The 24,474-nt window shown below is 60.8% G+C and carries 25 protein-coding genes and 1 tRNA gene; 20 read left to right on the top strand and 6 right to left on the bottom strand.

The window, feature by feature from the left end; translation table 11 throughout:
• Positions 1–6: 6 nt before the first annotated feature.
• The 4 genes from ykgO (at position 7) to nrdE (ending at position 3,412) form a co-directional block, all read left to right on the top strand.
• Positions 7–129 (top strand): type B 50S ribosomal protein L36, encoded by a 123-nt coding sequence (gene ykgO, locus ACLI1T_RS09320; RefSeq protein WP_003847162.1) that lies wholly within the window; start codon positions 7–9, stop codon positions 127–129.
• 370 nt (positions 130–499) lie between these two features.
• Positions 500–739, top strand: a complete 240-nt coding sequence (gene nrdH, locus ACLI1T_RS09315) for a glutaredoxin-like protein NrdH (protein ID WP_005284554.1) — start codon at positions 500–502, stop codon at positions 737–739.
• Positions 740–763: 24 nt separating this feature from the next.
• Complete coding sequence (gene nrdI, locus ACLI1T_RS09310; protein WP_005277734.1) at positions 764–1,195, top strand: class Ib ribonucleoside-diphosphate reductase assembly flavoprotein NrdI; 432 nt, start codon at positions 764–766, stop codon at positions 1,193–1,195.
• 54 nt (positions 1,196–1,249) lie between these two features.
• The gene (gene nrdE / locus ACLI1T_RS09305) at positions 1,250–3,412 is read left to right on the top strand and encodes a class 1b ribonucleoside-diphosphate reductase subunit alpha (protein WP_237792546.1); all 2,163 of its coding nucleotides are present in this window, start codon (positions 1,250–1,252) and stop codon (positions 3,410–3,412) included.
• Here the strand turns inward: nrdE and ACLI1T_RS09300 are convergent.
• On the bottom strand, positions 3,409–4,095 hold the full coding sequence (locus ACLI1T_RS09300; RefSeq protein ID WP_349887458.1) for a FadR/GntR family transcriptional regulator: 687 nt from the start codon (positions 4,093–4,095) through the stop codon (positions 3,409–3,411). The genes nrdE and ACLI1T_RS09300 overlap by 4 nt on opposite strands.
• Positions 4,096–4,225: 130 nt before the next feature.
• On the opposite strand from ACLI1T_RS09300, the gene nrdF reads away from it, so the two are divergent.
• The 4 genes from nrdF to ACLI1T_RS09280 all read left to right on the top strand — a co-directional run bounded on the left by nrdF (position 4,226) and on the right by ACLI1T_RS09280 (position 9,157).
• Positions 4,226–5,215, top strand: coding sequence for a class 1b ribonucleoside-diphosphate reductase subunit beta (gene nrdF / locus ACLI1T_RS09295; protein ID WP_023023720.1), 990 nt, complete (start codon positions 4,226–4,228; stop codon positions 5,213–5,215).
• A gap of 329 nt (positions 5,216–5,544) precedes the next feature.
• Complete coding sequence (gene ctaD / locus ACLI1T_RS09290; RefSeq protein WP_237792544.1) at positions 5,545–7,239, top strand: cytochrome c oxidase subunit I; 1,695 nt, start codon at positions 5,545–5,547, stop codon at positions 7,237–7,239.
• An 81-nt stretch (positions 7,240–7,320) separates the two neighbouring features.
• Positions 7,321–8,442, top strand: coding sequence for a phosphoserine phosphatase SerB (gene serB, locus ACLI1T_RS09285; protein WP_411702503.1), 1,122 nt, complete (start codon positions 7,321–7,323; stop codon positions 8,440–8,442).
• Complete coding sequence (locus ACLI1T_RS09280) at positions 8,435–9,157, top strand: peptidyl-tRNA hydrolase (RefSeq protein WP_411702502.1); 723 nt, start codon at positions 8,435–8,437, stop codon at positions 9,155–9,157. Before serB ends, ACLI1T_RS09280 begins: the two co-directional genes overlap by 8 nt.
• Here ACLI1T_RS09280 and ACLI1T_RS09275 read toward each other — a convergent pair.
• Together ACLI1T_RS09275 and ACLI1T_RS09270 are read right to left on the bottom strand one after the other, a co-directional pair.
• A complete protein-coding gene (locus ACLI1T_RS09275; protein ID WP_411702501.1) occupies positions 9,123–11,087 on the bottom strand; it encodes an ATP-dependent DNA helicase in 1,965 nt (654 codons plus the stop codon). The genes ACLI1T_RS09280 and ACLI1T_RS09275 overlap by 35 nt on opposite strands.
• Before the next feature lie 18 nt (positions 11,088–11,105).
• On the bottom strand, positions 11,106–12,434 hold the full coding sequence (locus ACLI1T_RS09270; RefSeq protein WP_411702500.1) for a nicotinate phosphoribosyltransferase: 1,329 nt from the start codon (positions 12,432–12,434) through the stop codon (positions 11,106–11,108).
• Between the two features lie 143 nt (positions 12,435–12,577).
• On the opposite strand from ACLI1T_RS09270, the gene clpS reads away from it, so the two are divergent.
• From clpS to rdgB, 8 genes are read left to right on the top strand one after another with little or no spacing between them, the layout of a single operon-like run.
• Complete coding sequence (gene clpS, locus ACLI1T_RS09265; RefSeq protein WP_034654354.1) at positions 12,578–12,877, top strand: ATP-dependent Clp protease adapter ClpS; 300 nt, start codon at positions 12,578–12,580, stop codon at positions 12,875–12,877.
• A 4-nt stretch (positions 12,878–12,881) separates the two neighbouring features.
• Positions 12,882–13,418 (top strand): DUF2017 domain-containing protein, encoded by a 537-nt coding sequence (locus tag ACLI1T_RS09260; RefSeq protein WP_005277760.1) that lies wholly within the window; start codon positions 12,882–12,884, stop codon positions 13,416–13,418.
• Positions 13,418–14,332: a P1 family peptidase gene (locus ACLI1T_RS09255; protein ID WP_411702499.1), complete on the top strand. Its 915-nt coding sequence runs from the start codon at positions 13,418–13,420 to the stop codon at positions 14,330–14,332. Before ACLI1T_RS09260 ends, ACLI1T_RS09255 begins: the two co-directional genes overlap by 1 nt.
• A 13-nt stretch (positions 14,333–14,345) precedes the next feature.
• On the top strand, positions 14,346–14,978 hold the full coding sequence (locus ACLI1T_RS09250) for a rhomboid family intramembrane serine protease (RefSeq protein WP_411702498.1): 633 nt from the start codon (positions 14,346–14,348) through the stop codon (positions 14,976–14,978).
• Positions 14,978–15,757 (top strand): glutamate racemase, encoded by a 780-nt coding sequence (murI, locus tag ACLI1T_RS09245; protein ID WP_411702497.1) that lies wholly within the window; start codon positions 14,978–14,980, stop codon positions 15,755–15,757. Before ACLI1T_RS09250 ends, murI begins: the two co-directional genes overlap by 1 nt.
• 60 nt (positions 15,758–15,817) lie before the next feature.
• Positions 15,818–16,579, top strand: a complete 762-nt coding sequence (locus ACLI1T_RS09240) for an MBL fold metallo-hydrolase (RefSeq protein ID WP_278723590.1) — start codon at positions 15,818–15,820, stop codon at positions 16,577–16,579.
• Positions 16,580–16,594: 15 nt separating this feature from the next.
• On the top strand, positions 16,595–17,323 hold the full coding sequence (gene rph, locus ACLI1T_RS09235; protein ID WP_411702496.1) for a ribonuclease PH: 729 nt from the start codon (positions 16,595–16,597) through the stop codon (positions 17,321–17,323).
• Entirely contained in the window at positions 17,317–17,919 is a 603-nt protein-coding gene (gene rdgB / locus ACLI1T_RS09230) for an RdgB/HAM1 family non-canonical purine NTP pyrophosphatase (RefSeq protein WP_411702495.1), read from the top strand. Before rph ends, rdgB begins: the two co-directional genes overlap by 7 nt.
• On the opposite strand, the gene ACLI1T_RS09225 is transcribed toward rdgB, so the two are convergent.
• Entirely contained in the window at positions 17,920–18,270 is a 351-nt protein-coding gene (locus tag ACLI1T_RS09225) for a DUF3817 domain-containing protein (RefSeq protein WP_349887447.1), read from the bottom strand.
• A gap of 3 nt (positions 18,271–18,273) precedes the next feature.
• Positions 18,274–18,786 (bottom strand): hypothetical protein, encoded by a 513-nt coding sequence (locus ACLI1T_RS09220; RefSeq protein WP_411703312.1) that lies wholly within the window; start codon positions 18,784–18,786, stop codon positions 18,274–18,276.
• A 96-nt stretch (positions 18,787–18,882) separates the two neighbouring features.
• Between ACLI1T_RS09220 and ACLI1T_RS09215 the strand changes: the two genes are divergently transcribed.
• Positions 18,883–18,964, top strand: a tRNA-Leu gene (locus ACLI1T_RS09215).
• A 52-nt stretch (positions 18,965–19,016) separates the two neighbouring features.
• Here the strand turns inward: ACLI1T_RS09215 and ACLI1T_RS09210 are convergent.
• Positions 19,017–20,924, bottom strand: coding sequence for a solute carrier family 23 protein (locus tag ACLI1T_RS09210; RefSeq protein WP_411702494.1), 1,908 nt, complete (start codon positions 20,922–20,924; stop codon positions 19,017–19,019).
• A 311-nt stretch (positions 20,925–21,235) separates the two neighbouring features.
• Between ACLI1T_RS09210 and pflB the strand changes: the two genes are divergently transcribed.
• The 3 genes from pflB to pflA are packed head-to-tail and all read left to right on the top strand — an operon-like array spanning position 21,236 to position 24,470.
• On the top strand, positions 21,236–23,323 hold the full coding sequence (gene pflB, locus ACLI1T_RS09205; RefSeq protein ID WP_411702493.1) for a formate C-acetyltransferase: 2,088 nt from the start codon (positions 21,236–21,238) through the stop codon (positions 23,321–23,323).
• A gap of 23 nt (positions 23,324–23,346) precedes the next feature.
• Complete coding sequence (grcA2, locus tag ACLI1T_RS09200) at positions 23,347–23,598, top strand: autonomous glycyl radical cofactor GrcA2 (protein WP_005284503.1); 252 nt, start codon at positions 23,347–23,349, stop codon at positions 23,596–23,598.
• Positions 23,599–23,600: 2 nt separating this feature from the next.
• A complete protein-coding gene (gene pflA, locus ACLI1T_RS09195) occupies positions 23,601–24,470 on the top strand; it encodes a pyruvate formate-lyase-activating protein (protein ID WP_005277788.1) in 870 nt (289 codons plus the stop codon).
• The last annotated feature ends 4 nt before the right edge of the window (positions 24,471–24,474 follow it).

Genomic DNA, 24,474 nt, shown 5'->3' with positions numbered 1-24,474 from the left:
CGCCCGATGAAGGTCCGTAAGTCCCTTCGGTCGCTGAAGAAGAAGCCGGGCGCCCAGGTTATTCGCCGCCACGGTAAGGTCTTCGTGATCAACAAGAAGGATCCCCGTTTCAAGGCTCGTCAGGGCTAATTGAAACTTAAGAAAGTCCGCCTCCTCCGAGAATTCGGAGCGAGGCGGATTTTTTCGTTGCTGGGGTTCGACGCCAGAATGTGAACTTTGCCACATGTTTAGGTGAACAGAAGGTAAACCCGCAGGAATGTCAGGCGTGTAGTTTCACGGTTGGGTGCTGGGGTGGTCAACATGTGGGGTCTCGCCCCTGGCCCTCCTGGGAATATCATGGGTGCAACTACTATATGTTGTGTCAGTTGCGGTCAATTCCCCCAAAGTATAGTGTCGTTGGTGTCGCTCAGAGCGGTGCAGGAAGTGGCCCGAAAAGGGGTCAGAACCTCCGCTTTCTACGAGCAAAAGCTATCTCGCAAAAGGATTTTAGGGAGTTATTATGTCTATCACCGTCTACACCAAGCCCGCTTGCGTTCAGTGCAACGCCACCAAGAAGGCCCTTGACCGCGCGGGTCTGGATTACAACGTGGTAGATGTCACCGTGGACGATGAAGCCCGTGACTACATTATGGCTCTGGGCTACGTCCAGGCACCCGTCGTAGAAGCAAACGGCGAGCACTGGTCCGGCTTCCGCCCTGACCGCATCAAGAACCTTGCAGCACTAGCCGCCTCTGCGTAAGCAGCCGAGGAGGGAGGTGCCGTCATGTTGGTCGTGTATTTTTCCTCTACTACGGAAAATACGCACCGGTTCGTGCAGAAGCTAGGTTTCCCTAGCGCACGAATCCCCCTGCGCCGCACTGATGAGCCGCTTGTGGTCAATGAACCTTTCGTCTTGGTGTGCCCCACCTACGGCGGGGGAGCCTCCATTAGCCACCAAAACTCCCGGCCCGTACCGGTGCAGGTAATTAGATTCCTTAATAATGAGCACAACCGCAGTTTTATTCGGGCGGTTATCGCCGGAGGAAATAGCAACTTCGGTGCCGATTTTGGCAAGGCTGGTGACGTCATCAGCGCCAAATGTAAGGTGCCCTATGTATATCGTTTCGAGTTGCTCGGAAACGATGAAGATATAAAAATTTGTCGCGAAGGCCTGCTGGCTAATGCTTCCCAGTTAGGACTGGATGAGGCAGCCTAGCCGCGGTGCGACACACCTAATAGAATCCTGATTTTAAGAAAGGCCGCGTTAGCTGTGAGTACGCAATTGGGAAAGACCGTAGCAGAGCCAGTATCGCAGGAAGAGCAGCTGGATTACCACGCGCTCAACGCCATGCTGAATCTCTACGACGGAGACGGCAAGATTCAATTTGATAAGGACCGCGAGGCCGCCAATCAGTTCTTCTTGCAGCACGTTAATCAGAACACGGTCTACTTCCACGACCTGGAAGAAAAGATCGATTACCTGGTGCGCAATAAGTACTACGACCCCGCTGTCATTGAGGCTTATGACTTCGAGTTCATCAAGTCCCTATTCAAGCGCGCCTACTCTTATAAGTTCCGCTTCAAGTCCTTCCTTGGCGCCTATAAGTACTACACCAGCTATACGCTGAAGACCTTCGACGGCCGCCGGTACTTGGAGCGCTTTGAGGACCGCGTTTCCATGACGGCGCTTTTCCTTGGTGATGGCGATGGTGAGCTGGCAGAGCGCCTCGTCGATGAGATCATGACCGGCCGCTTCCAGCCGGCTACGCCAACCTTCCTGAATGCCGGTAAGCAGCAGCGCGGCGAATTGGTTTCCTGCTTCCTGCTCCGCATCGAAGACAATATGGAATCCATCGGCCGTTCCATCAACTCCGCGCTGCAGCTGTCCAAGCGCGGCGGCGGCGTGGCCCTGCTGCTGTCCAATATCCGCGAATCCGGCGCGCCGATTAAGCACATCGAGAACCAGTCTTCCGGCGTCATCCCAGTGATGAAGATGCTGGAGGATGCATTCTCCTACGCCAACCAGCTCGGTGCGCGCCAGGGCGCGGGCGCGGTGTACCTCAACGCCCACCACCCGGACATCATGAACTTCCTCGACACCAAGCGCGAGAACGCGGATGAAAAGATCCGCATTAAGACCCTGTCCTTGGGCGTGGTGATCCCGGATATCACCTTCGAGCTGGCCAAGAACAACGACGATATGTACCTGTTCTCGCCGTATGACGTCGAGCGCGTCTACGGTAAGGCCTTCGGCGATATCTCCGTTACCGAGCACTACGAAGAAATGGTCGAGGACCCGCGCATCCGGAAGAAGAAGATCAACGCGCGCCACTTCTTCCAAACCGTGGCGGAGTTGCAGTTCGAGTCCGGCTACCCGTACATCATGTATGAAGATACGGTAAACCGCGCCAACCCGGTCAAGACCTCCCGGATTAATATGTCCAACTTGTGCTCGGAGATCTTGCAGGTCAACTCCGCTTCCGAGCTCAATGCGGATCTTTCTTATGACCAGGTGGGCAACGATATCTCCTGCAACCTGGGTTCGCTGAATATCGCCATGACCATGGACTCGCCGGACTTCTCCCAAACGGTGGAGACCGCGATTCGCGGGCTGACCTCCGTGGCGGATAAGACCTCCATCGATTCCGTCCCGTCCGTGCGCAAGGGCAACGATGACTCGCACGCCATCGGCTTGGGCCAGATGAACCTGCACGGTTATTTGGGCCGCGAGCATATCGAGTACGGCTCCGAGGAGGGCTTGGACTTCACCAACGCTTACTTCGCGGCCATCATGTACGCCGCCCTGCGCGCCTCCAATAAGATCGCCCGCGAGCGCGGCACGACCTTTACCGAGTTCCCCGAATCCGACTACGCCAGCGGCGAGTTCTTCGACTCCTACGATCCGGCGGAGTTCCAGCCGCGCACGGAAAAGGTCAAGGCTCTTTTCGATGCCTCCTCCATCTACACCCCAACCGCAGAGGACTGGGCGGAGCTGAAGGAGGACGTCGCCAAGCACGGCCTCTACAACCGCAACCTGCAGGCGGTGCCGCCGACGGGCTCGATTTCCTATATCAACAATTCCACCTCGTCCATCCACCCGATTGCCTCCAAGATTGAAATCCGCAAGGAAGGCAAGATCGGCCGCGTGTACTACCCGGCGGCGCATATGGACAACGACAACTTGGAGTACTTCAAGGACTCGTACGAGATTGGTTACGAGAAGATCGTTGATACCTACGCTGAGGCAACGAAGTACGTGGACCAGGGGCTATCGCTGACGCTGTTCTTCAAGGACACCGCCACCACCCGCGATGTGAATAAGGCGCAGATTTACGCTTGGCGCAAGGGCATTAAGACCTTGTACTACATCCGCGTGCGCCAGATGGCCCTGGAAGGCACCGAGATCGAGGGCTGCGTTTCCTGCATGCTCTAAGCGCGGGCGCGGTCCAGGATAGCGCGGGAGGTGCGCTCGGCGGCTTCGGCCTCGCCGGCGTCAATCTCCCGCGCTAAATCCATATGTAGCTGCGTCGTGCCGCGAATCGGATCCCGCTTGCGGGAACCAAAGACGGACTTGCCCTTCAAGATGGACAGCAAGGCTGGCGCCAGCGCGGCAATCATCTCATTGCCGGAGGCCTCCAGGATGAGGGTATGGAATTGCAGGTCGGTTTCGAGCTCTTCGCCCACCCGTGGGGAAGGGGTGGTCTCGAGCTCGCTGAGCCTTCCTGCTAGCCGCAGCAATTCGCGGCGCTGCTGTGGGCTGGCATTGCGCGCGGCGAGCTGCGCCGCTACAGGTTCGATGCCAAGGCGCAGCTCGTTGAGGCGCGCGACCTGTTCCGCGCGCGTTTTATCGTGGCCCAGCCGCCACGAGATAACGGCGGGATCATAAACCGCCCAGCTGCTGCGCGGCAGCACTTTAAGTCCCACCCGGCGCCCAGAAGAAACCATTCCCAGATGCTCGAGGGTGCGCATGGCCTCGCGCGCCACGGTGCGGGAGATGCCAAAGCGCTTCTCGATGTCCCCAAGGCGAAACCGCGTGCCTTCCGTCATCTCCCCGCTGACGATATCCGTGCCCAGTTGCTCTACTACAGGGCCTAAAAGGGGAGTGGTTTCTGCCATCGTGAGGGCGTCCTTTCCTGGCTGTGCACTGCGCTTTTAATATAGGCGCGGTGCGGCGGGCTGAGGCGGGGCGGCATTGGGTATGCTGGGACTCGAAATTCTACACAGTGAAGCATTGGAGTGACATCGCGTGTCGCACGAATACGATGACTACGTTGCTAGTCATGACAGCCCGGTAAAAGCTATCAACTGGAATACCATCCCCGATGACAAAGACCTCGAGGTATGGGAGCGGTTGACCGGTAATTTCTGGCTCCCGGAAAAGGTCCCAGTCTCTAATGACCTCCCCAGCTGGAAGACGCTGACGGAAAAAGAAAAAGAAACCACCATGCGGGTCTTTACCGGCCTCACGCTGCTGGATACCATCCAGGGCACGGTGGGCGCGATCTCCCTGCTGCCGGATTCGCAGACCCTGCACGAGGAGGCGGTATATACCAATATCGCCTTCATGGAGTCGGTGCACGCCAAGTCCTATTCCAATATCTTTATGACCTTGGCTTCCACCCCGATGATCAATGATGCCTTCCGCTGGTCCGAAGAAAACGAAAACCTGCAGAAGAAGGCCAAGATCATCTTGGCCTACTACAACGGTGATGATCCGCTGAAGAAGAAGGTGGCCTCTACGCTGCTGGAGTCCTTCTTGTTCTACTCCGGCTTCTATCTGCCGATGTACTTTTCTTCCCGGGCGAAGCTGACCAATACCGCCGATATCATCCGCCTGATCATCCGCGATGAGGCCGTGCACGGCTATTACATTGGCTATAAGTTCCAGCAGGAATACAAGAAGCTGGATGAAAAGCGCCAGGAAGAATTGAAGGACTACACCTTCGATCTGGCTTTCGAGCTTTATGACAATGAGATCGACTACACCGAGGATCTCTATGACGATCTGGGCTGGACTGAAGACGTCAAGCGCTTCCTGCGCTACAACGCCAATAAAGCTCTGAATAACTTGGGCTTTGAGGGCCTCTTCCCGGCCGATGAGACCCGCGTCTCGCCGGCCATCCTGTCCTCTCTTTCGCCTAATGCCGACGAGAACCACGACTTCTTCTCTGGCTCGGGTTCGTCCTATGTCATCGGCAAGGCCGAGGACACCACAGACGATGACTGGGACTTCTAGTCGTTTCTAGTTCCCACGCACCTTCGCTTCGGTCTCAATCGAAAGGTTGATAACGAGCGGGGGTGCGTTCTTCGGTTTTTGACCTGCATATCTCGTATATACTGTGACATGCGACACCACAACTTGGGGCGGAGAATATAAGCCCTAAATGATGCCCACCCCACGTGCAGGGGCTATGTGACGGTTGTGGTTACTGAGGAGATACCCCCAAGCTGGAAGACCTTTAAGGGAAGCTGGCAAGAACAGGGGAAAATGTCCTAATATAATCGAAGTAAACCTAGGTGTAGGTGGACTCAGTCCGCTGACACTTTGTTATTCAGGAGGATTCTATGACCGCTGTGGCGCCACGGGTCGACGATTACGTCGCTCCCACACGTCCAGAGCCAACCGGTAGGGAAAAGACCGGTTCAAAGGCTTGGGTATTTTTAACCACCACCGACCACAAGCAGCTGGGCATCATGTACTTGATCATGGCCTTCAGCTTCTTCTTCCTCGGTGGCTTTATGGCATTGCTGATCCGTGCGGAGCTTTTTACCCCGGGTCTGCAGTTCCTGTCCAATGAGCAGTTCAACCAGCTGTTCACCATGCACGGCACCGTGATGCTGCTGCTGTTTGCTACGCCAGTTGTTTGGGGCTTTGGTAACTACATTCTGCCTCTGCAAATCGGCGCGCCGGACGTGGCTTTCCCGCGTCTGAACGCCTTTGGTTTCTGGGTTACCCTGCTTGGCGGTGTCGTCATGCTGCTGGGCTTTATCACCCCTGGTGGTGCGGCTGACTTCGGCTGGACCATGTACATGCCGCTTGCCGATGGCGTACATACCCCCGGCATTGGCGCCGATATGTGGATCGTCGGTGTGGGCGCTACCGGTGTCGGTACCATTGCCTCCGCCATCAACATGATCACCACCATCTTGACCCTGCGCGCACCGGGCATGACCATGTTCCGTATGCCGGTCTTCTGCTGGGGCATATTCACCGCCTCCGCCATCGTGTTGATGATCTTCCCGCTGCTGACCGCAGCCGCCTTGGGCGTGCTGTATGACCGCAAGCTGGGAGGCCACATCTACGATTCCGCTAACGGCGGTGCCATCCTGTGGCAGCACCTGTTCTGGTTCTTCGGCCACCCTGAGGTCTACGTCCTCGCGCTGCCGTTCTTCGGCGTTGTCTCCGAGATCGTCCCGGTCTTTTCCCGCAAGCCGGTCTTCGGCTACATCGGCTTGGTCTTCGCCATCTTGGCCATCGGCTCGCTGTCCATGGCAGTGTGGGCACACCACCTGTTCGTCACCGGCGCCATCCTGCTGCCGTTCTTCTCGTTCATGACGTTCCTTATTGCGGTGCCTACCGGTGTGAAGTTCTTCAACTGGGTCGGCACCATGTGGAAGGGTCACATCACCTGGGATACCCCGATGATTTGGGTCATGGGCTTCATGGCTACCTTCCTCTTCGGTGGTATGACCGGTGTTATGCTTGCCGCTCCGGCACTGGACTTCCATTTGGCTGAGTCCTACTTCCTGATTGCGCACTTCCACTACACCCTGTTCGGTACGGTTGTGTTCTCCGCCTTCGGTGGCCTGTACTTCTGGTTCCCGAAGATGACCGGACGCATGTTGGACGAGCGCTTGGGCAAGATTCACTTCTGGTTGACCTTCATCGGCTTCCACGGCACCTTCCTGGTTCAGCACTGGGTCGGCAACATGGGTATGCCACGTCGCTACGCCGACTACCTGGAGTCCGATGGCTTCACGGTCTTCAACCAGATTTCCACCATCTTCTCCTTCGTCCTTGGTGCCTCCGTTATCCCGCTGATTTGGAACGTATTCAAGTCCTGGCGCTACGGCGAGGTCGTTACCGTGGATGACCCATGGGGTTACGGCAACTCCTTGGAGTGGGCAACCTCCTGCCCGCCGCCAAGCCACAACTTCACCTCCCTGCCACGCATCCGCTCCGAGCGTCCGGCATTCGAGCTGCACTATCCGCACATGGTTGAGCGCATGCGCGAAGAAGCTCACGTGGGCAAGCACTAAGTCCGCACTTTAACTCCTGACTACAGCCGCCTTCCCTAGCCTCTGAGAGGTAAGGAGGGCGGCTTTGGCGTGTGTGGGATAATGGCCGGTGTGAATACTCAAGTTGATACCACGACCATTACTAGCTTCGGACCGGATGATCCCGGGGCAGCCGCCGCTTTCTTTACCGCGCTGGCTGATTTTTCTGCCCCGCTTGCCGATGTCCACCTCGCCACCCCATCCAATCACCTTGCCCTCACCGCACAGTGCGGTCTTTCCAGCCGCGATACCGCAGCCCTGGAGGAGCGATTGAGTGCGGTCATGGCGCCGTTCGGGCATGAGGTGTCTATTGCGCCAAGCTATGCTGTTGCCATCATTGGTGCGGGGATTACCGCGGAGGATATTAGCGCGGTGCAGGACGCAGTGGGAGGGGAGACGGTCCGCATGCGCCGGATAGCGCTGGATTCCCTATTCGCCGTGGAACTTACCGTGGCACTAGAAGATGCTGACGCAGCGCAGCGGGCGCTGCGGGAGTTAGCCGCTGAACGCGGCATCGATATCTCCCTCGAGGGCCTAAGCAATCGCGGCCAGCGCTTGGTGTGCTTCGACTGCGATTCGACCCTGATTGAAGGTGAGGTCATCGAGATGCTCGCCGCGCACGCGGGCAAGGAAGCAGAGGTGGCCGCTGTGACCGAGCGCGCCATGCGCGGCGAATTGGACTTCGAGGAGTCCCTGCGCGAGCGCGTCGCGGTGCTTGAAGGCCTAGACGCCTCGATTATCGATGAGGTCGCCCGCGATATTGAGCTCACGCCAGGCGCTAAGGAAGCGATCGGTACCCTCCACCGCTTGGGCCACCGCACCGCCGTGGTCTCGGGCGGCTTTATTCAAGTTCTCGAGGGCCTAGCCACAGACCTCCAGCTCGACTACGTACGGGCCAATACCCTGGAAATCCGCGATGGGAAGTTGACCGGCAAGGTGATTGGGCAGGTGGTCGACCGCCAGGCGAAGGAGGATTTCTTGCGCGAATTCGCCGCCGATTCCGGAATCGGCATGGAGTCCACCGTCGCGGTGGGTGATGGCGCTAATGACATCGCCATGGTCACCGCTGCCGGGTTGGGTGTTGCCTTTGACGCGAAGCCAGCGTTGCGCGAGACCGCCGATGCTTGCATCACCCCGCGCCGCCTCGACGCCGTCCTACCGATGCTGGGGATTGCCGATGACTAAGTTTGAGATAGCCCACCAGCGCCTCGTCGCCGCCTGCACGGCCCGCGATTCCCACGAGGACCCAGCGGACCCGTCCACCGTGCAAGCGATGCAGATAGCCCTCCACCTCCCCAAGCAGGATCCTCCAGCGCGCAGCGAGGTGCTTACTGCGGCAGCCCGCGCCGTGGTGGCCGCCTGCCTAGATGACCGCGCCGGCGAGGACGGCGCCTTCGCCGCGGCGCTCGCGCAGTGGTACGGCCACCGCATCCGCAAGATTGCCCGCCGCGCGCGGAATAAGGCATGGCGCGATGTGCAGCTGCTGCCTGGTGTGACCGTCGATGACCGCGCGCGTGCCTTTGCACCCTCTGCGGTGGGGGAGGTGGATCCGCTGATTAGCAAGCTGCAGATCGGCCACACCGACCTCCCGATGGATGAGCCGGGGCCTCCGCTTGCCGATGCCCCCATTATCTACGTCGACCGCAGCCTCGCCATGACCGCGGGCAAGGCCGCCGCCCAAGTGGGCCACGGCTCGATGATGCTCGCCGCAGCCATGAGCCAAGAGGAAGCCGCCGCCTGGGCGGCAGAAGGTTTTCCGCTGTCTGTCCGTGAGGTGGACGCAGAAGAATTTCGCACCGCCTGCGCGCAGGAGGACGCGGTGGTCATCATCGATGCCGGGTTTACCGAGATCGCCCCGGATTCGGCTACCGTGTGTGCGCTGCGGCGACCAATCGTTTAAGCGCCCCGCGCACCGTCTCCGGGTTCGTGGTTTGCCAGAACCGTGGCATGGATGCCTTGAGGAATGCGCCATAGCGTTTGTATTCCAGCCGGTTATCCAGCACGGCGACCACCCCGCGGTCCGTCACGTGGCGCAAAAGCCGCCCGGATCCCTGCGCCATGAGTAGCGCCGCGTGATTGGCAGAGACCTCCATGAACCCGGAGCGCCCGGCGGCGTCGGCCGCCTGGGAGCGGGCCTGCAAGAGTGGGTTATCGGGCCGCGGGAAGGGGATGCGGTCAATGAGGACCAGCGAACACGATGGCCCCGGCACGTCCACGCCCTGCCAGAGGGTCAAGGTGCCAAAGAGGCAGGAGTTTTCCTTCGTGGAGAACTTGTCCACCAGTGTGCCGATGGCATCTTCGCCCTGCACATAAAGATCAAACGGCAAACGCGGCGCCAAGGCCTCCGCGGCCTCTTCTGCCGCCCGGCGCGAGGAAAATAGCCCCAGCGTGCGCCCGCCGGCGGCCATGATGAGCTCGTAAATTTCCTCCAAGGTCTCGGAGGACAGGCCATCCCGCCCCGGCGCCGGGAGGTGCTTCGCGGTATACAAGATGCCGGATTTCGCCGGGTCAAAGGGCGTTCCTGCATCGAGCGTGTCAAAAGTGCCAGAGGGCAGGCCCCATTGTGCCGCCATGGCGTCGAACCGTCCGCCCAGCGCCAACGTGGCCGAGGTAAGCACCACCGTTTGCTCCCCAAATAGGTTCTCGCGCAGCATATGCGCGATAGACAGCGGCGCGACGGCGAGGGTATCGGTGCCTTCCAACCACACCACATCGTCTTGCGCAGCGGGGTCATCGGTGGCAAAGACTTCCAGGATTCGTCCAATCGCTTCGGCCAAGTCCGTGAGGTGATTGCTTAAGTTTTGGCGCTCGGCGTTCTTTTCGGGGTCATCGTTGGCCTCGCCTTCTGGGGCGCGGGAGATGAGGGATTTAACGCGCAAGAACTCATCGGCAAGCGCGCGCAAGTGCGCCTGGGAGGTCTCATCCAAATCCGTCCACCGGCCGGGCTCCTGGACGCGCAGCAGATCATCGAATTCATCGGCCAACTCCGCCAGGTTTCCGGCATTGCTCAGTGACTTTGCCCGGTTTGCTGCCATCTTAATAGCGCGGGAGGTAATCTCCGCGGTGGACACGGAGGTAATGCGCCCATCGAGCTCGTGTGCCTCATCGATGATCGCCACATCGTGTTCGGGCAGGATATTGGCCTCAGAGATGGCATCGATGGCGAGCATGGCGTGGTTGGTGACGATGATATCGACATCGGCAGCCGCCCTGCGGGCCTCTTCGGCGAAGCAATCCGCACCGTGCGGGCAGCGCCCGGCGCCCAAGCATTCGTTGGATGTGACCGATACCGCCCGCCACACCAGATCCGGCACGCCGGGCTCTAAATCGTCCCGGTCGCCGGTCTCGGTCTCCTGCGCCCAGTCGTGGATGCGGCGCACGGCCTTGCCGCGGTAGGAGACATCGGATTCATCGATAAGAGCCTCCGGGTCATCCGGGGTGGCCGCGATCTTATTCAGGCACACGTAATTATTGCGGCCCTTCATGATGGCGAAGGTGGGGGTGCGCTCCATGACATCGGCTAGCGCCTCCGTCAGCCGCGGGAGGTCGCGCTCCACCAACTGGCGCTGCAGCGCCAGCGTGGCCGTGGAGACGACGACGGTGGAACCCGAGTTCATCGCATGCCGGATGGCCGGAACCAGGTAGGCCAAGGATTTACCCGTACCCGTGCCCGCCTGGACGGCAAGGTGGCGCTCCTTTTCTAAGGCCTTGGATACCGCGTTGGCCATGCGGACCTGGCCCGCGCGGCGGGAGCCGCCGAGCGCGTCCACTGCCGCGCCTAGCAGCGTTTCCGTGTCGTGGTTTAGGGGCTCATCTGCGGGGTCACTCACCCCACACAGTCTAGCGACCTACTCCTTAAAGCCCACCATTCGCGTGGGCACGGCGGCGTCATCGCGCGAAAGCGCAAGTCCCTCCCACGGCAGGGTCTTGCGGGCCTCGTCCAAGTAGGTGCGGGAGGCCTCTAAATCCGGCAGGTCCTCTACGATATGCCCATCGCGCATCAAAGGAATGGTCAACTCGCGGGTGGTGAGCTGGCCCGTATCCGGTGCGTCCGCGGCAAAGGGGTAGACAACTTCCTCGACCGCCACGCCGGAAGACCGGTAGGTGCGCAGCGCGCGCTTGGCCCCGCCCACCGATTGCTTGGATGACGAGCGCTTGGCCACCGGCACGCCGTCAACCTCGACGACCTTGTAGACCATGCCCGCGGTGGGGGCACCAGAGCCGGTGACCACGGAGGTGCCCACGCCGTATACATCGACGGGATCACCGCGCAAGCCCGCGATGGCAAACTCATCCAAATCGGACGAGACAACGATATTGGTATTGTGATTGCCCAGCTCATCGAGCTGCTTGCGCACGCGGCGGGTCACCGCACCTAAGTCACCGGAATCGATGCGCACCCCGCCAAGCTCCGGGCCGCCGACCTTGACCGCGGTTTCGACGCCCTTGGTGATGTCATAGGTATCCACCAGCAGGGTGGTATCGATGCCCAGGGTATCGATTTGCGCGCGGAAGGCCGCCTCCTCATTGCTCGTGCCATCCGGGTTGGTGTGCGCCAAGGTCCAGGCGTGGGCGGCGGTGCCAGATACCGGGATGCCGTAGCGGAAGCCTGCCTCCAGGTTGGAGGTGGCGGTAAAACCGGCGAGGTACGCGGCGCGGGCGGCGGTTACTGCCGCGTATTCGTGGGTGCGGCGGCTGCCCATCTCCAATATGGGGCGGCCATCGGCGGCGGTGACCATGCGGGATGCTGCAGAGGCGACGGCGGAATCGGCATTCAAGATGGACAGCACGATGGTTTCTAGCACCACGCACTCACCAAAGGTGCCGCGCACCGTCAAAATGGGTGAGTTGGGAAAGTAGAGTTCGCCCTCGCGGTAGCCATCGATCTGCCCGGAAAAGCGCCAATCGCGCAGGTACTGGCGGGTTTCTTCATCCAGGAAATCCATCTGTTCTAGCTGTTCGGGGGAGAAGCGGAAGTCCTCTACCGCGCGCAGCACGCGGTCGATGCCGGCGACGACGCCGTAGCGGCGCTCATTGGGTAGGCGGCGAGAAAAGACCTCGCAGGTCACGTTGCGGTGGGCGGAGCCATCGCGAAGCGCGGCTTGCAGCATGGTGAGCTCGTATTTATCCGTGAGCAAGGCGGTGGAGCGATCGATAGGGCTTGCTATGTCATTCATGAGCCTGATACTACTCACAGCTTGAGAAGCTTTCAGCATACCTAGCCACCACCTTGGTGAGCTGCGGGGCGACCCTATGCCCAAAATGCCAGCGAAAAATGATTAGGCTATAAGGCATGAAGCCGCAACACCCCGAAGTCCGTATGAGCTCTCCTATGGCCACGCCCGACTTGGATGAAGGAATCGAAGTTGATGTGGCCGCGAGTGAGAACCTGCCGTGGATGTGCATCGTTTGGGACGATCCCGTCAACCTGATGAGCTACGTGTCCTACGTATTCCAAACCGTTTTGGGCTACGACAAAAAGCGGGCCAACGAGCTGATGATGCAGGTCCACACAGAAGGTAAAGCCGCCGTGTCCAGCGGCGAGAAGGACAAGGTCGAGGCGGATGTAAAAAAGCTCCAGATCGCGGGTCTGTGGGCGACGATGCAACAGGCAGGGTAGATAGATGCAACCGTGGAAAAAGAAGAAATCGCTCATGCGCGGGCCCAAAATCACGGCGGTATTCGAGCCCATGGAGCGCGAGGTCATTGGCAACCTCACCGCCACTGTCTCTGAGGCGATCATCGGCCGCGCCCAGTCTGCGCCGAAAGACGAGCTGGCGGAAATGCTGGACATGCCCACCGGCCATACCGAAGCCCCAGAGGATCCCTCTTTGGCGCGGTTATTCCCAGACTTCCAAAAGCCCGGCGATGAGGAATACGACGGCGATGCCTCCCTTTTGCGCTCGCTGCACGAAAATGACATCGCGCGGGCCAAGCTGCAGAACCTGCAGGTCATCGGCAATGCGCTCGGCCCCACCGGCGGGGTAGAGGTCTCCATTTCGGAGCAGGAAGCCCAAGCCTTCGTGGCGGGGCTCAATGACCTGCGCTTATACGTCGCGGCGGGGGATGCGACCGACGAAAACCTCATGACGGACCGCGATACCTTGGTGGAATGGCTGGCCTATTGCCAGGATTCCTTGCTGGAAGTGTTGATGGATTAATGATCGACGGAATTAGCATCGGCCATTTTTCCGGCGAAGATACCGGCGCCACTGTGCTGTACTGCGGGCCGAAGGGTGCGCTAGCCAGCGTGGATGTCCGCGGCGGCGGGCCCGGCACGCGCGAGACCGATCTCTTGCAGCCGCACAATACCGTTGAACGCGTCCACGCCATCGTGCTCGCGGGAGGGTCCGCCTTTGGCCTGGCCGCTGCGGATGGCGTCATGCGCGAATTGGAAGCGCACGGGGTGGGTTTCCCCGTCTTTGGCGAGGATAAGCCCGGCCCGCGCGTGCCCATCGTGCCTGCGGCGGTGATTTTCGATCTGCTGGCGGGCCCCTCTCGGCCCGGACCGGAAGACGGCGCGGCGGCGCTGCGGGCGGCCATGGCCGGCCACGACGAGACGGTTGGCACGGTCGGCGCGGGCGTCGGCGCCACGGCGGGCAAGCTGCGCGGCGGCTTCGGCCTGGCCACCCGCAAAGTGGGAAACTACGAGGTCAGCGCCGCAATGGTGGCCAATCCCGTGGGCGAGGTCATCGACCCGCACACAGGCCGCCTCTACGGCGCGCCGGGCCGCAGGCCGGTCAATGCGGAGACCTACCGCGACCTGCCGCACCCTGCAGCGAAGCTGAATACGACGATTGGCGCTGTGCTTACCGATGCCCCCGTCACCACCGCCCAAGCCCAACGCCTCGCCATGACGGCGCACGACGGCATCGCGCGCGCCGTTCGCCCCGCGCATTCGCCGCTGGACGGCGATACCATTTTCGCCTTGTCCACAGCGCAGGAACCGGGTGAGGTGGATATGGTCCAGCTGTGCGCTGCGGCTTCCGACGTGGTGGAGGAGGCCATCGTCACCGCGGTCACCGCCGCACGCCCTGGCCTGGGGCTTCGCGCGTATCGCGACTTGCTCGGCTAAGATATTGCCCATTATGACTATGGGTGGAACTTCGCGTAATAAGCCGGTGCCAACTAGCACGACCAACCGCGGCCGCGGCCGCGTCAGCACCGGCCTATCCTTGGCCCTGGGGTTCCTCGCGGTGGAGTGGTCGGTTCACCTGATTAACGCCGTCGTCTTCGGCGGCGGGCTGTCCAATTACGGCATCCGCCCGCTCGACGTGGATGGCCTGTGGGGCATTATCACGGCGCCGCTGCTGCACGGCAGCCTGGAGCACTTGATGTCCAACTCGTTGCCGGGCGCCCTGTTTTGCTTCCTGATCGGCTTGTCTGGGCGCCGGGTGTGGTGGGAGGTCACCTTGATCACCACCGTTGTGGCGGGCCTCGGCACGTGGTTCCTGGGCGGGGCCGGAACCTCGCATATCGGCGCGTCCGGGCTGGTCTATGGTTGGCTGGCCTACCTCGTGGTGCGCGGCGTCTTCAATCGCTCCCTGCTACAGATCCTTTTGGGTATTATCCTGGGCTTTTCTTATTCCGGATTGATTTGGGGCGTGCTGCCTGTCGCCGAGGGCATTAGCTGGCAAGGCCACCTCTTCGGCGCCCTGGGCGGTGTAGCGGCCGGCATGTTCATCACTTCTGATAACCCCGCAAAGGCAGGGAGGAAATAATGCCCAATGCGTCGTCTCCCATCGGCATCTTTGACTCGGGCGTCGGCGGGCTGACCGTGGCCCGCGCGGTAATGGAGCAGCTGCCGCAAGAATCCGTTATCTATAAGGGCGATACCGCCCACGGCCCCTACGGGCCGCGGCCCATCTCGCAGGTGCGGGCCTTTTCCCAGGATATTGCCGATGAGCTGGTGGAGCGCGGCTGCAAGATGCTGGTCATCGCCTGCAATACCGCCACTGCGGCCTTCCTGCACGATGCCCGCGAGCGCTACGATATCCCCATCGTGGAGGTCATCCACCCGGCCGTGCGCCGCGCCATGTCCACCACGCGCAATGGCAAGATCGGCGTCATCGGCACTGAGGGCACCATCAAATCCGGCGCGTACCAGGACCTTTTCGCGGTTAACCCCAATGTCGAGGCGGTAGCCGCGGCCTGCCCGGACTTCGTTCCCTTTGTCGAGCGCGGGATTACCGCGGGCCGCCAGATCCTCGGCGTCGCCGAGGGCTACCTCGCGCCCCTGCAGGCGCAGGGAGTGGACACCTTGGTGCTGGGGTGCACGCACTACCCGCTGCTTACCGGCATCATCCAGCTCGCCATGGGCGAAAACGTGTCCCTGGTGACCTCCTCAGAGGAAACCACCAAGGACGTCATGCGCCTGCTCACGGAAACGGACATGCTCGCCCCCGAGGGCAACCAGCCGGTCCATTCCTTCGAATCCACCGGTGATCCAGAGGTCTTCGCCCAGCTGGCCACGCGCTTTTTGGGCCCGCAGATCGGCTAATCCTCCCCCTTTTGCGCGCGGTACCAGCATTTGGGCCGGATTCATGGAACTATTGGTTCCATGAAGCTGACCATCCTAGGCTGCTCCGGTAGCGTACCCACCGCAGACAATCCTGCCTCCGGCTATGTCGTGTCCTTCGACAATGCACCGTCCATCATCCTGGATATGGGCTCGGGCACGCTGGGCCAGCTAGCTCAACTGCAGGATCCGTGCGATGCCCACGTGGCCTTTAGCCACCTGCACGCGGATCACTGCGCGGATTTTCCCTCCCTCATGGTGTGGCGCCGCTTCCATCCCACCGCCCCGGCGGCCTCGCGCAATTTCTGCTTCGGCCCGTCCGCCACCCCGACGCACCTAGGCCGCCTGTCCTCCGACGAGGTAAATGGGATCGACGATATGTCCGATACCTTGGCGTTTAGCCCGTGGGTGGCGGGGGAGCGCCAGCTTGTCGATGACGTCTTTATCACCCCCTTCCCCGTCAATCACCCGGTAGAGGCCTATGCGCTGCGCATCGAGCACACCAAGACCGGCAAGACCATTACCTATTCCGGCGATACGTCCTATACGCCCGCGCTTGTCGATGCCGCCCGGGGCGCCGATCTCTTCCTCTGCGAGGCCACCTGGGGTGCTTCCTCCGAGGGCATGGCACCCGGCATGCACATGTCGGGCGCGGAGGCGGGGCGCGCGGCGCGGGAAGCGGGCGTTCGCACGCTGGTGTTAATCCATATCCAGCCCTGGGGCGATGCTGAGGCCACCGTGGCGGCGGCGCGGGAGGAATTCGACGGCGAGATCGTGCTGGGTACTGCGGGCATGCAGTTCTAAGTTACGCTGGAGGGCATGACTGAATTTACTCGTGCCGATGGGCGCGCGCTTGACCAAATGCGCAGCGTCCGCATTACCCGCAATTTCACCACCAACCCGGCTGGATCCGTCTTGGTGGAATTTGGCAATACCCGCGTGATGTGCACCGCCTCCGTCGAACTCGGGGTGCCGCGTTTCAAGCGCGATTCCGGCGAGGGCTGGCTGACCGCCGAGTACGCCATGCTGCCGTCCGCCACCCACGACCGCATGCCGCGCGAGTCCATGCGCGGCAAGGTCAAGGGCCGCACCCACGAGATTTCCCGCCTGGTCGGCCGCTCCCTGCGCGCCGCCGTGGACCTGGAGCAGCTGGGAGAAAACACCATCCAGCTCGACTGCGACGTGCTGCAGGCCGATGGCGGCACCCGCACCGCCTCCATCACGGGCGCGTACGTTGCGCTTGCCGATGCCATCGCTCACCTCAAGTCCGAAGGCGTCGTCTCCGGCGAGCCGCTGCTCGATCCCATCGCCGCAGTCTCCGTGGGTATTATCGACGGCGAAATCTGCCTGGATTTGCCCTATGAGGAAGATTCCCGCGCCGAGGTGGATCTCAACGTGGTGATGCAAGAATCCGGCGACTTCGTAGAAATTCAGGGCACCGGTGAGCACGGCCTCTTCGGCCGCGACCAGCTCAACGGCATGCTGGATGTGGCCCAGAAGGGCTGCAGCGAGCTCATCGCGGCGCAGAAAGCGGCGCTGGGATGGTAATTCTCGTCGCCTCCGGTAACCCGAAGAAGCTGGCCGAGCTCGATCGCATCCTGTCCGAGGCGGGCATTGAGTGCGTGGATTTACGCCTGCTTTCCGAGGTCGATCCCTACCCCGAGCCCGTCGAAGATGGCCGCACCTTTGCCGATAACGCGCTGATTAAGGCCCGCGCCGGCGCCGCCGCCACGGGCCTGGTGACCATTGCGGATGATTCCGGGCTGGCCATCGAGGAGCTCAACGGCATGCCCGGCGCGCTCTCGGCCCGCTGGTCCGGCGAACATGGCAATGACCAGGCCAATAATGACCTGGTCTTGGCTCAGATGGCCGATGTGCCGGACGAGCGGCGTGCCGCCGCCTTCGTCTCCGTGTGTGCCCTCGTGACTCCGGAAGGCACAGAGCGCGTGGCAGAGGGCCGCTGGGAAGGCCAGCTATTGCGCGAGCCGCGCGGGGAAAACGGCTTCGGTTATGACCCACTCTTCCAGCCAGAGGGCGAGTCGCGTTCCGCGGCGGAAATGTCGCCTGCGGAAAAGAACGCGGTCTCGCACCGCGGCCGCGCCCTTTCCCAGCTGGCCCCGTTCATCGCGGAACTAGCTGGCTAATTAAGCGTTGAGCTGGAATTGCTCCTCGATTTCCTTGCGTCGCTTGTGCTCCATCCAGAACGAGAGGAAAGGCACCACGCCGGCCAGCGCGGTGGTAATCAGCTTGCTGGCTGGCCACAGCGCGCGGGGGCCCAGAATCAGGATGGAAAGTAGGTAGGTCATGTACGCGATGCCGTGCACGATGGCGATGTAGGTCGCCCATTCCGGAATCTCCGCGCCCAAGACGTACTGGAAAAACATGCGGATGACCAGGATGATCAGGAAGATACCGGTCACCGTGGCAGCGATGGAAAAGAACTTCAGCGGGCCGCGGATGCGCGCCTTGCGGGCTGGGTGTACCTGGTTTGTCATGATTTAGTTTCTCCTTTTATCTGTCGGGCCTTCGTCGCGACCCTCTGCGGGGGAACCGCGGCGGCGCCGTGGCTGATTCAACGCGTTAAACTCTTCCACATTCAGCTGCGGGCGCTGCGGCAAGAAATCCTCATCGATGGCAGTTTTCTCCGCCGAGCTAGCTGTCGCGCCCCTCACTTCAGGACCATCGGGTGAACCAATTTCTCCGTCGGCGGTTTCGCTGACATTTTCAGTGGCGTTTTCTGAGGACTCCAACGAATCCATCTCGCGGACTTCGTTCTCTGCGGCGAGGCGCTCATTTTCATAGCGCAGGGTCGTGCGATACGCATAGACCACGAACACCGCAAAAAGAGGCCACTGAAAGGCGTAGCCCAAGTTTTGAAAGGTGCCCGAGCCGGAGCGGAAGCGCGTCCACTGCCAATAGGCGAGGAAGAGGAATAGCACCACGAAAAATATGACGAGGGCGATGTGCCACCACCGCACCTTCACGCGCCGTTTCTTCTGATCCTCGTGCATACTCACTTCACCCAGCCTACCTATCTACCGCCGCAATACGGAATGCCCCTGGTTTCTCGTTTATCCGCGCGCCGTGTACACTATTCAACGTTGCTCGCGCCCGTGGCGGAATTGGCAGACGCGCTAGATTTAGGTTCTAGTGTCTTATGACGTGTGAGTTCAAGTCTCACCGGGCGCACAAGAAAAGCACCGCAGTACTTGCTAGAAGAACTGCGGTGCTTTTGCGGATCCTAATCTACTTCGGTGAACTTGCGGTCCCAGGAGGAGCGAACGGGGTTGGCATCGGCAAGCAGGATATCGAAGCGGTCATTGGCGATCTCGACGATTTCGCTCAACGCAATGCGGTATTCCTGCGCATCGGAATTGGCGAGGCGCCGCACGCCGGCGTCGATCACACGCTTCACCGTGTCATTGGTATCGAGGTACGCAACGAACGGCATGCCAAAGCGCTCGCGGTAGGCAGCAGACAGCTCGGTAATGCGCTCGGTTTGCACGTCGTCGAGCTCGCTAAGCCCCAACGAGCCACGATCGGCGGAAATATTCGCCGCCTCATCAGATGAGGCCAATAGCAGCTCGTCCATGGCCGGGTAGTCGTGGATGAGCGCATCGCGCCGGTCCGCATCCGCGGTCAGCACGGCGACCTGGATGGCGGCGCGCAGCTCGTTGACATCGCTAAACGGCCGGGACTGCCAGGCCAGCTCGAGTGGCCAGGTTTCATTATTGAATAGCGGGCGCAGCGCGGCGGTGAACTCCTCGCGCGATGCCTCATTAAGTTCGTTGAGGCTCACGCCTTTGCCATCGGCGCGCGAGACCTGCGCGCTCGCGCTGCCGGTGTGGAAGAACAACAAGTTGAGCACGATTGCGGTAATCGCCCCGATGGACATGCCAGAAGAAACGAAGGTCTGTGCCCACTCCGGGAAAGCACTGGCTACCTCCGGTTTGAAGGTCACCAGCATGGCCAGGCCCAGCGCGGAGGTGACGATGACGGAGTTGCGGCCATCGCTGAGATCCGATTTTGCGATGGTCTGCAGGCCCACCCACGCCACGTTGGCAAAAAGTGCTAGCGATGCGCCGCCGAGCACCGGCGACGGAATCGCGGCAACGACCGCGCCGGCCTTCGGCAAAAGGCCCAGCACAATCATGAACCCCGCAGCCGCCACGGCCACCCAGCGCGATTTCACATTGGTCAAGCGCACCAGGCCCACGTTTTGCGCAAAGCAGGTATAGGGGAAGGAATTCATCACGCCGCCTACCAGGGTGGAGACACCATCGGCGCGGATGGCGCGCACCACGTCATCGCGGCGGATGCGCTTTTTGACGATTTCACCGGTGGCAAACACATCGCCGGTCGTTTCCACCATGGTGATGATCATGACGATAATCAGCGAGAAGATCGCCACGAGGTCGAATTGCGGCATGCCGAAATAAAACGGCGTGGTAATGCCGAGGGCGGGGGAGGAGGAGACTTCGCTAAAGGAGGCATCGCCAAGCGCGAGCGCCACGCCCGTGCCCAACACCAAGCCGATGAGCACCGCCAACGTGCCCACGAAGCCGGAGGAAAAACGCTGCACCAAAATGATGACCGCGAGCGTGCCAAAGCCGTAGAGCAAATCGCGCGTGGCCGGCACACCCTCGGCGTAATTGACAAAGTCATTGGCAGATACCGCCAGCAGCGAGGTACCCATCACCAGCAGCACCGAACCGGTAACCACCGGCGGGAAGAAGCGCAGCACCTTGCCAAAGACCGGCGCGGCGAAGAAGGTAAAAAGGCCCGCGACGATGATGGCGCCGTAAATCGTGGGCAGCGAAGCCACCCCGCCCTCGCCATCGGTGGCACCCAGGCCAATCGCGATGATGGGCGACACCGCCGTCGTGGTCACGCCCTGCACGATGGGCAGGCGCACGCCAATATGCTTGCCGATGCCCATCGACTGAATAATCGTCGCAATACCGCAGGTTAAAAGGTCGGCATTGATGAGGTGGATGGTCGTTTCCGCATCCAGGTTCAACGAGCTGGCGATTAGCAGCGGGACGATGACCGCCCCGGCATAAAACGCGAGGACGTGCTGCAGCCCAAGGGCGGCGAGTTTCGGCGCGGGGGGAACGATGTCTACGGGGTGCTTGGGCTGGGACGCCACGAAGTCCTCCTTGTTACGGAAGCGAAGCTGACCGCCTTAACAGTAGAGGTAGACGCAGTTCGGCGCCAAAGTGTACGTGAGCAAAGCCACGATCGGGGCTGGATTGCCCCCGAACAAAAACGTACGGGTGGTTTATATGAATCGAGCTACCAGCAAAGTATGATGACCGGTTTATAACTGGTGCTCACGGCAATGTTTACGGTTGTTAATTTCGCGAATCGAGCCGACAATGAAGAGGTGACGGGGCTGGATGCTGCGGGAAGAAAAAGGCGGCATGTGCCCCGGGAAATTTGACCCAGAAGAAGGGAATTATGACTACCGCAACTAAGCCCCAGCAGTATCAAGGGTGGGAAGGTTTTGCGCCCGGCCCTTGGACCGAGGGCATCAATGTCCGCGATTTCATCCAGCGCAACTACACGCCTTATAACGGCGATTCCAGCTTCCTCGCTGGGCCTACCGATAAGACGCTGCGCGTGTGGGACACCCTGGAAAAGGACTACCTGTCAGTCGAGCGCGAAAAGCGCATTTACGATGTCGATACGCACACCCCGACCGATATCGATGCCTTCCCGGCCGGCTACATCTCAGAAGACGATGACGTCATCGTCGGCCTACAAACCGATACTCCGCTTAAGCGCGCCATGATGCCGTTCGGCGGCTGGCGCATGGTGAAGCAGGCCATCGGCGAGGCGGGCAAAGAGGTAGACCCCGAGGTGGAGAAGATCTTCACCCGCTACCGCAAGACCCACAACGATGCGGTCTTCGATATCTACACCCCGCGCATCCGCGCCGCCCGTTCATCACACATCATCACCGGCCTGCCCGATGCCTATGGCCGCGGCCGCATCATCGGCGATTACCGCCGCGTGGCGCTGTACGGCGTGGACTTCCTCATCCAAGAAAAGATTGAGGCCCGCGATGCCATTGCCGATGCCGGCTTTTCCGAGCACTGGGCCCGCTACCGCGAGGAGCACTCCGAGCAGATCAAGGCCCTGAAGAAGCTCAAGGCGATGGCCGAGTCCTACGGTTTTGACATCTCCGAGCCGGCGCGCACCGCACACGAGGCCGTGCAGTGGACCTACTTTGGCTACCTCGCCTCCATCAAGTCCCAGGATGGTGCCGCCATGTCCATCGGCCGCCTGTCTGCGTTCTTCGACTGCTACTTCGAGCGCGACCTAGCCGCTGGCATCATCACCGAGGAGCAGGCACAGGAAATCATCGACGCGCTCGTGCTGAAGCTGCGCATCGTCCGCTTCCTGCGCACCATCGACTATGACCAGATTTTCTCCGGCGACCCGTACTGGGCCACCTGGTCCGATGCCGGCTTCGGCAGCGATGGCCGCCACATGGTCACCAAGACTTCCTTCCGCCTCCTGCAGACCCTGATCAACCTGGGGCCATCACCGGAGCCGAATATCACCATTTTCTGGGATCCGGAGCTTCCCGCAGGCTACAAGGAATTCTGCGCGCACATCTCCATCGAAACCTCCTCCATCCAATACGAGTCTGACCGCCAGATTCGCGACGAGTGGGGCGATGACGCCGCGATTGCCTGCTGCGTGTCCCCGATGGAAGTGGGCAAGCAGATGCAGTTCTTCGGCGCCCGCGTCAATGCCGCCAAGGCCCTGCTCTATGCCATGAACGGCGGCCGGGACGAGGTCTCCGGCAAGCAAATCGTCGAAGGCTACGAGCCGATTCAAGGCGATGGCCCGTTGGACTTCGACGAGGTCTGGCAAAAGTACGAGGAGATGCTGGACTGGGTGGTTGGCACCTACGTCGAGGCACTAAACATCATCCATTACTCGCACGATAAGTACGCCTACGAGGCCGTGGAAATGGCGCTGCATGATTCCAATATCATCCGCTCCATGGGCTGCGGCATCGCGGGACTTTCCATCGTCGCCGATTCGCTATCCGCCATCAAGTACGCCAAGGTCACCCCGGTCCGGGATGAGACCGGCCTGATTACGGATTACATCACCGAAGGCGAATTCCCGTTCTACGGCAACGACGATGACCGCGCCGATGATATCGCCGCCACCATCGTGCACACCGTGATGGAAAAGATTAAGGCCATCCCGATGTACCGCAACGCCATCCCCACCCAGTCCGTGCTGACCATTACCTCCAACGTGGTCTACGGCAAGGCAACAGGCTCCTTCCCGTCGGGCCACAAGGCCGGCACCCCCTTCTCCCCGGGTGCTAACCCCGAAAACGGCGCGGATAACCACGGCATGGTCGCCTCCATGCTGTCGGTGGGCAAGCTGGATTACAAGGATGCCCTGGACGGCATCTCGCTGACCAATACCATCACCCCGTCCGGATTGGGCCGCACCCCAGAAGAGCGCATCACCAACTTGGTGGGCGTGCTGGATGCCGGCTTCATCATGGAACAATAAGAATCACGACAAGGAGAACCATCATGGCAACCCCAACCTATGCAGAACGCCTTTCAGACATGAAGGCCAGCCGCGACGAGCACAAGATGAACTCTGGCCTGTACCACGCCAACATCAACGTGCTGGACAAGTCCACGCTGGAAGATGCCGTTGAGCACCCAGAGAAGTACCCGAACCTCACCGTTCGCGTCTCTGGCTACGCGGTCAACTTTGTCAAGCTCACAAAGGAGCAGCAACTTGACGTCATTTCCCGCACCTTCCACCAGGGTTCATAATCATGGCTGATGGCATTACTGGTGTGGTCACCCTGTCGCCGGAATCCGGCGAGCGCGTTCGCGGTGTTGCCGCGGGCCTGGGAACCGACCACGAACTCGATGAGATTACCCGCCCCGAGCTCATGGAGGCGCGCCGCACCGGCGATATCGCCCTCGTGCACTCTTGGGAGCTGGTAACCGCCGTCGACGGCCCGGGCACCCGCATGACCATGTTCATGTCCGGCTGCCCCCTGCGCTGCCAGTATTGCCATAACCCGGACACCATGGAGATGAAGACCGGCACCTTGGAGCGGGTAGACGATGTGGTCAAACGCATCAAGCGCTACAAGCCCATCTTCCAGGCCTCCGGTGGTGGCCTGACCATCTCCGGTGGTGAGCCCCTCTTCCAGATTGCGTTTACCCGCCGCGTGCTTAAGGAGGTCCACGACGCCGGCATCCACACCACCATCGATACCTCAGGCTTCTTAGGCTCGCGCCTGCGCGATGAAGACCTAGACAATATCGACCTCGTGCTGCTGGACGTGAAGTCGGGCGATGAGGAAACCTATCAGCGCGTAACGAGGCGCCAGCTGCAGCCCACGCTCGATTTTGGTGACCGCCTCAACGCGATAGGCAAGCCGGTGTGGATTCGCTTCGTCGTCGTGCCGGGCCTGACGGATTCGGCCGAGAACGTAGAAAACGTCGCCTCCATCGTGGCGCGGTGGAAGTCCAATGTAGAACGCGTCGAGGTCCTGCCCTTCCACAATATGGGTAAGGACAAGTGGGAGGGGCTCGATATGACCTACCACTTGGCAGATACCAAGCCGCCGAAGCCGGAAGACGTGGAAAAAGTCCGCGACGTGTTCCGCGCGAAGGGCCTGGAGGTTTACTAACCTG

This window comes from Corynebacterium tuingiense, from assembly GCF_046718165.1.
GTDB lineage: Bacteria > Actinomycetota > Actinomycetes > Mycobacteriales > Mycobacteriaceae > Corynebacterium.
Note: the sequence above shows the minus strand (reverse complement) of the source record. Positions and strands in the feature narration are given on the sequence as shown.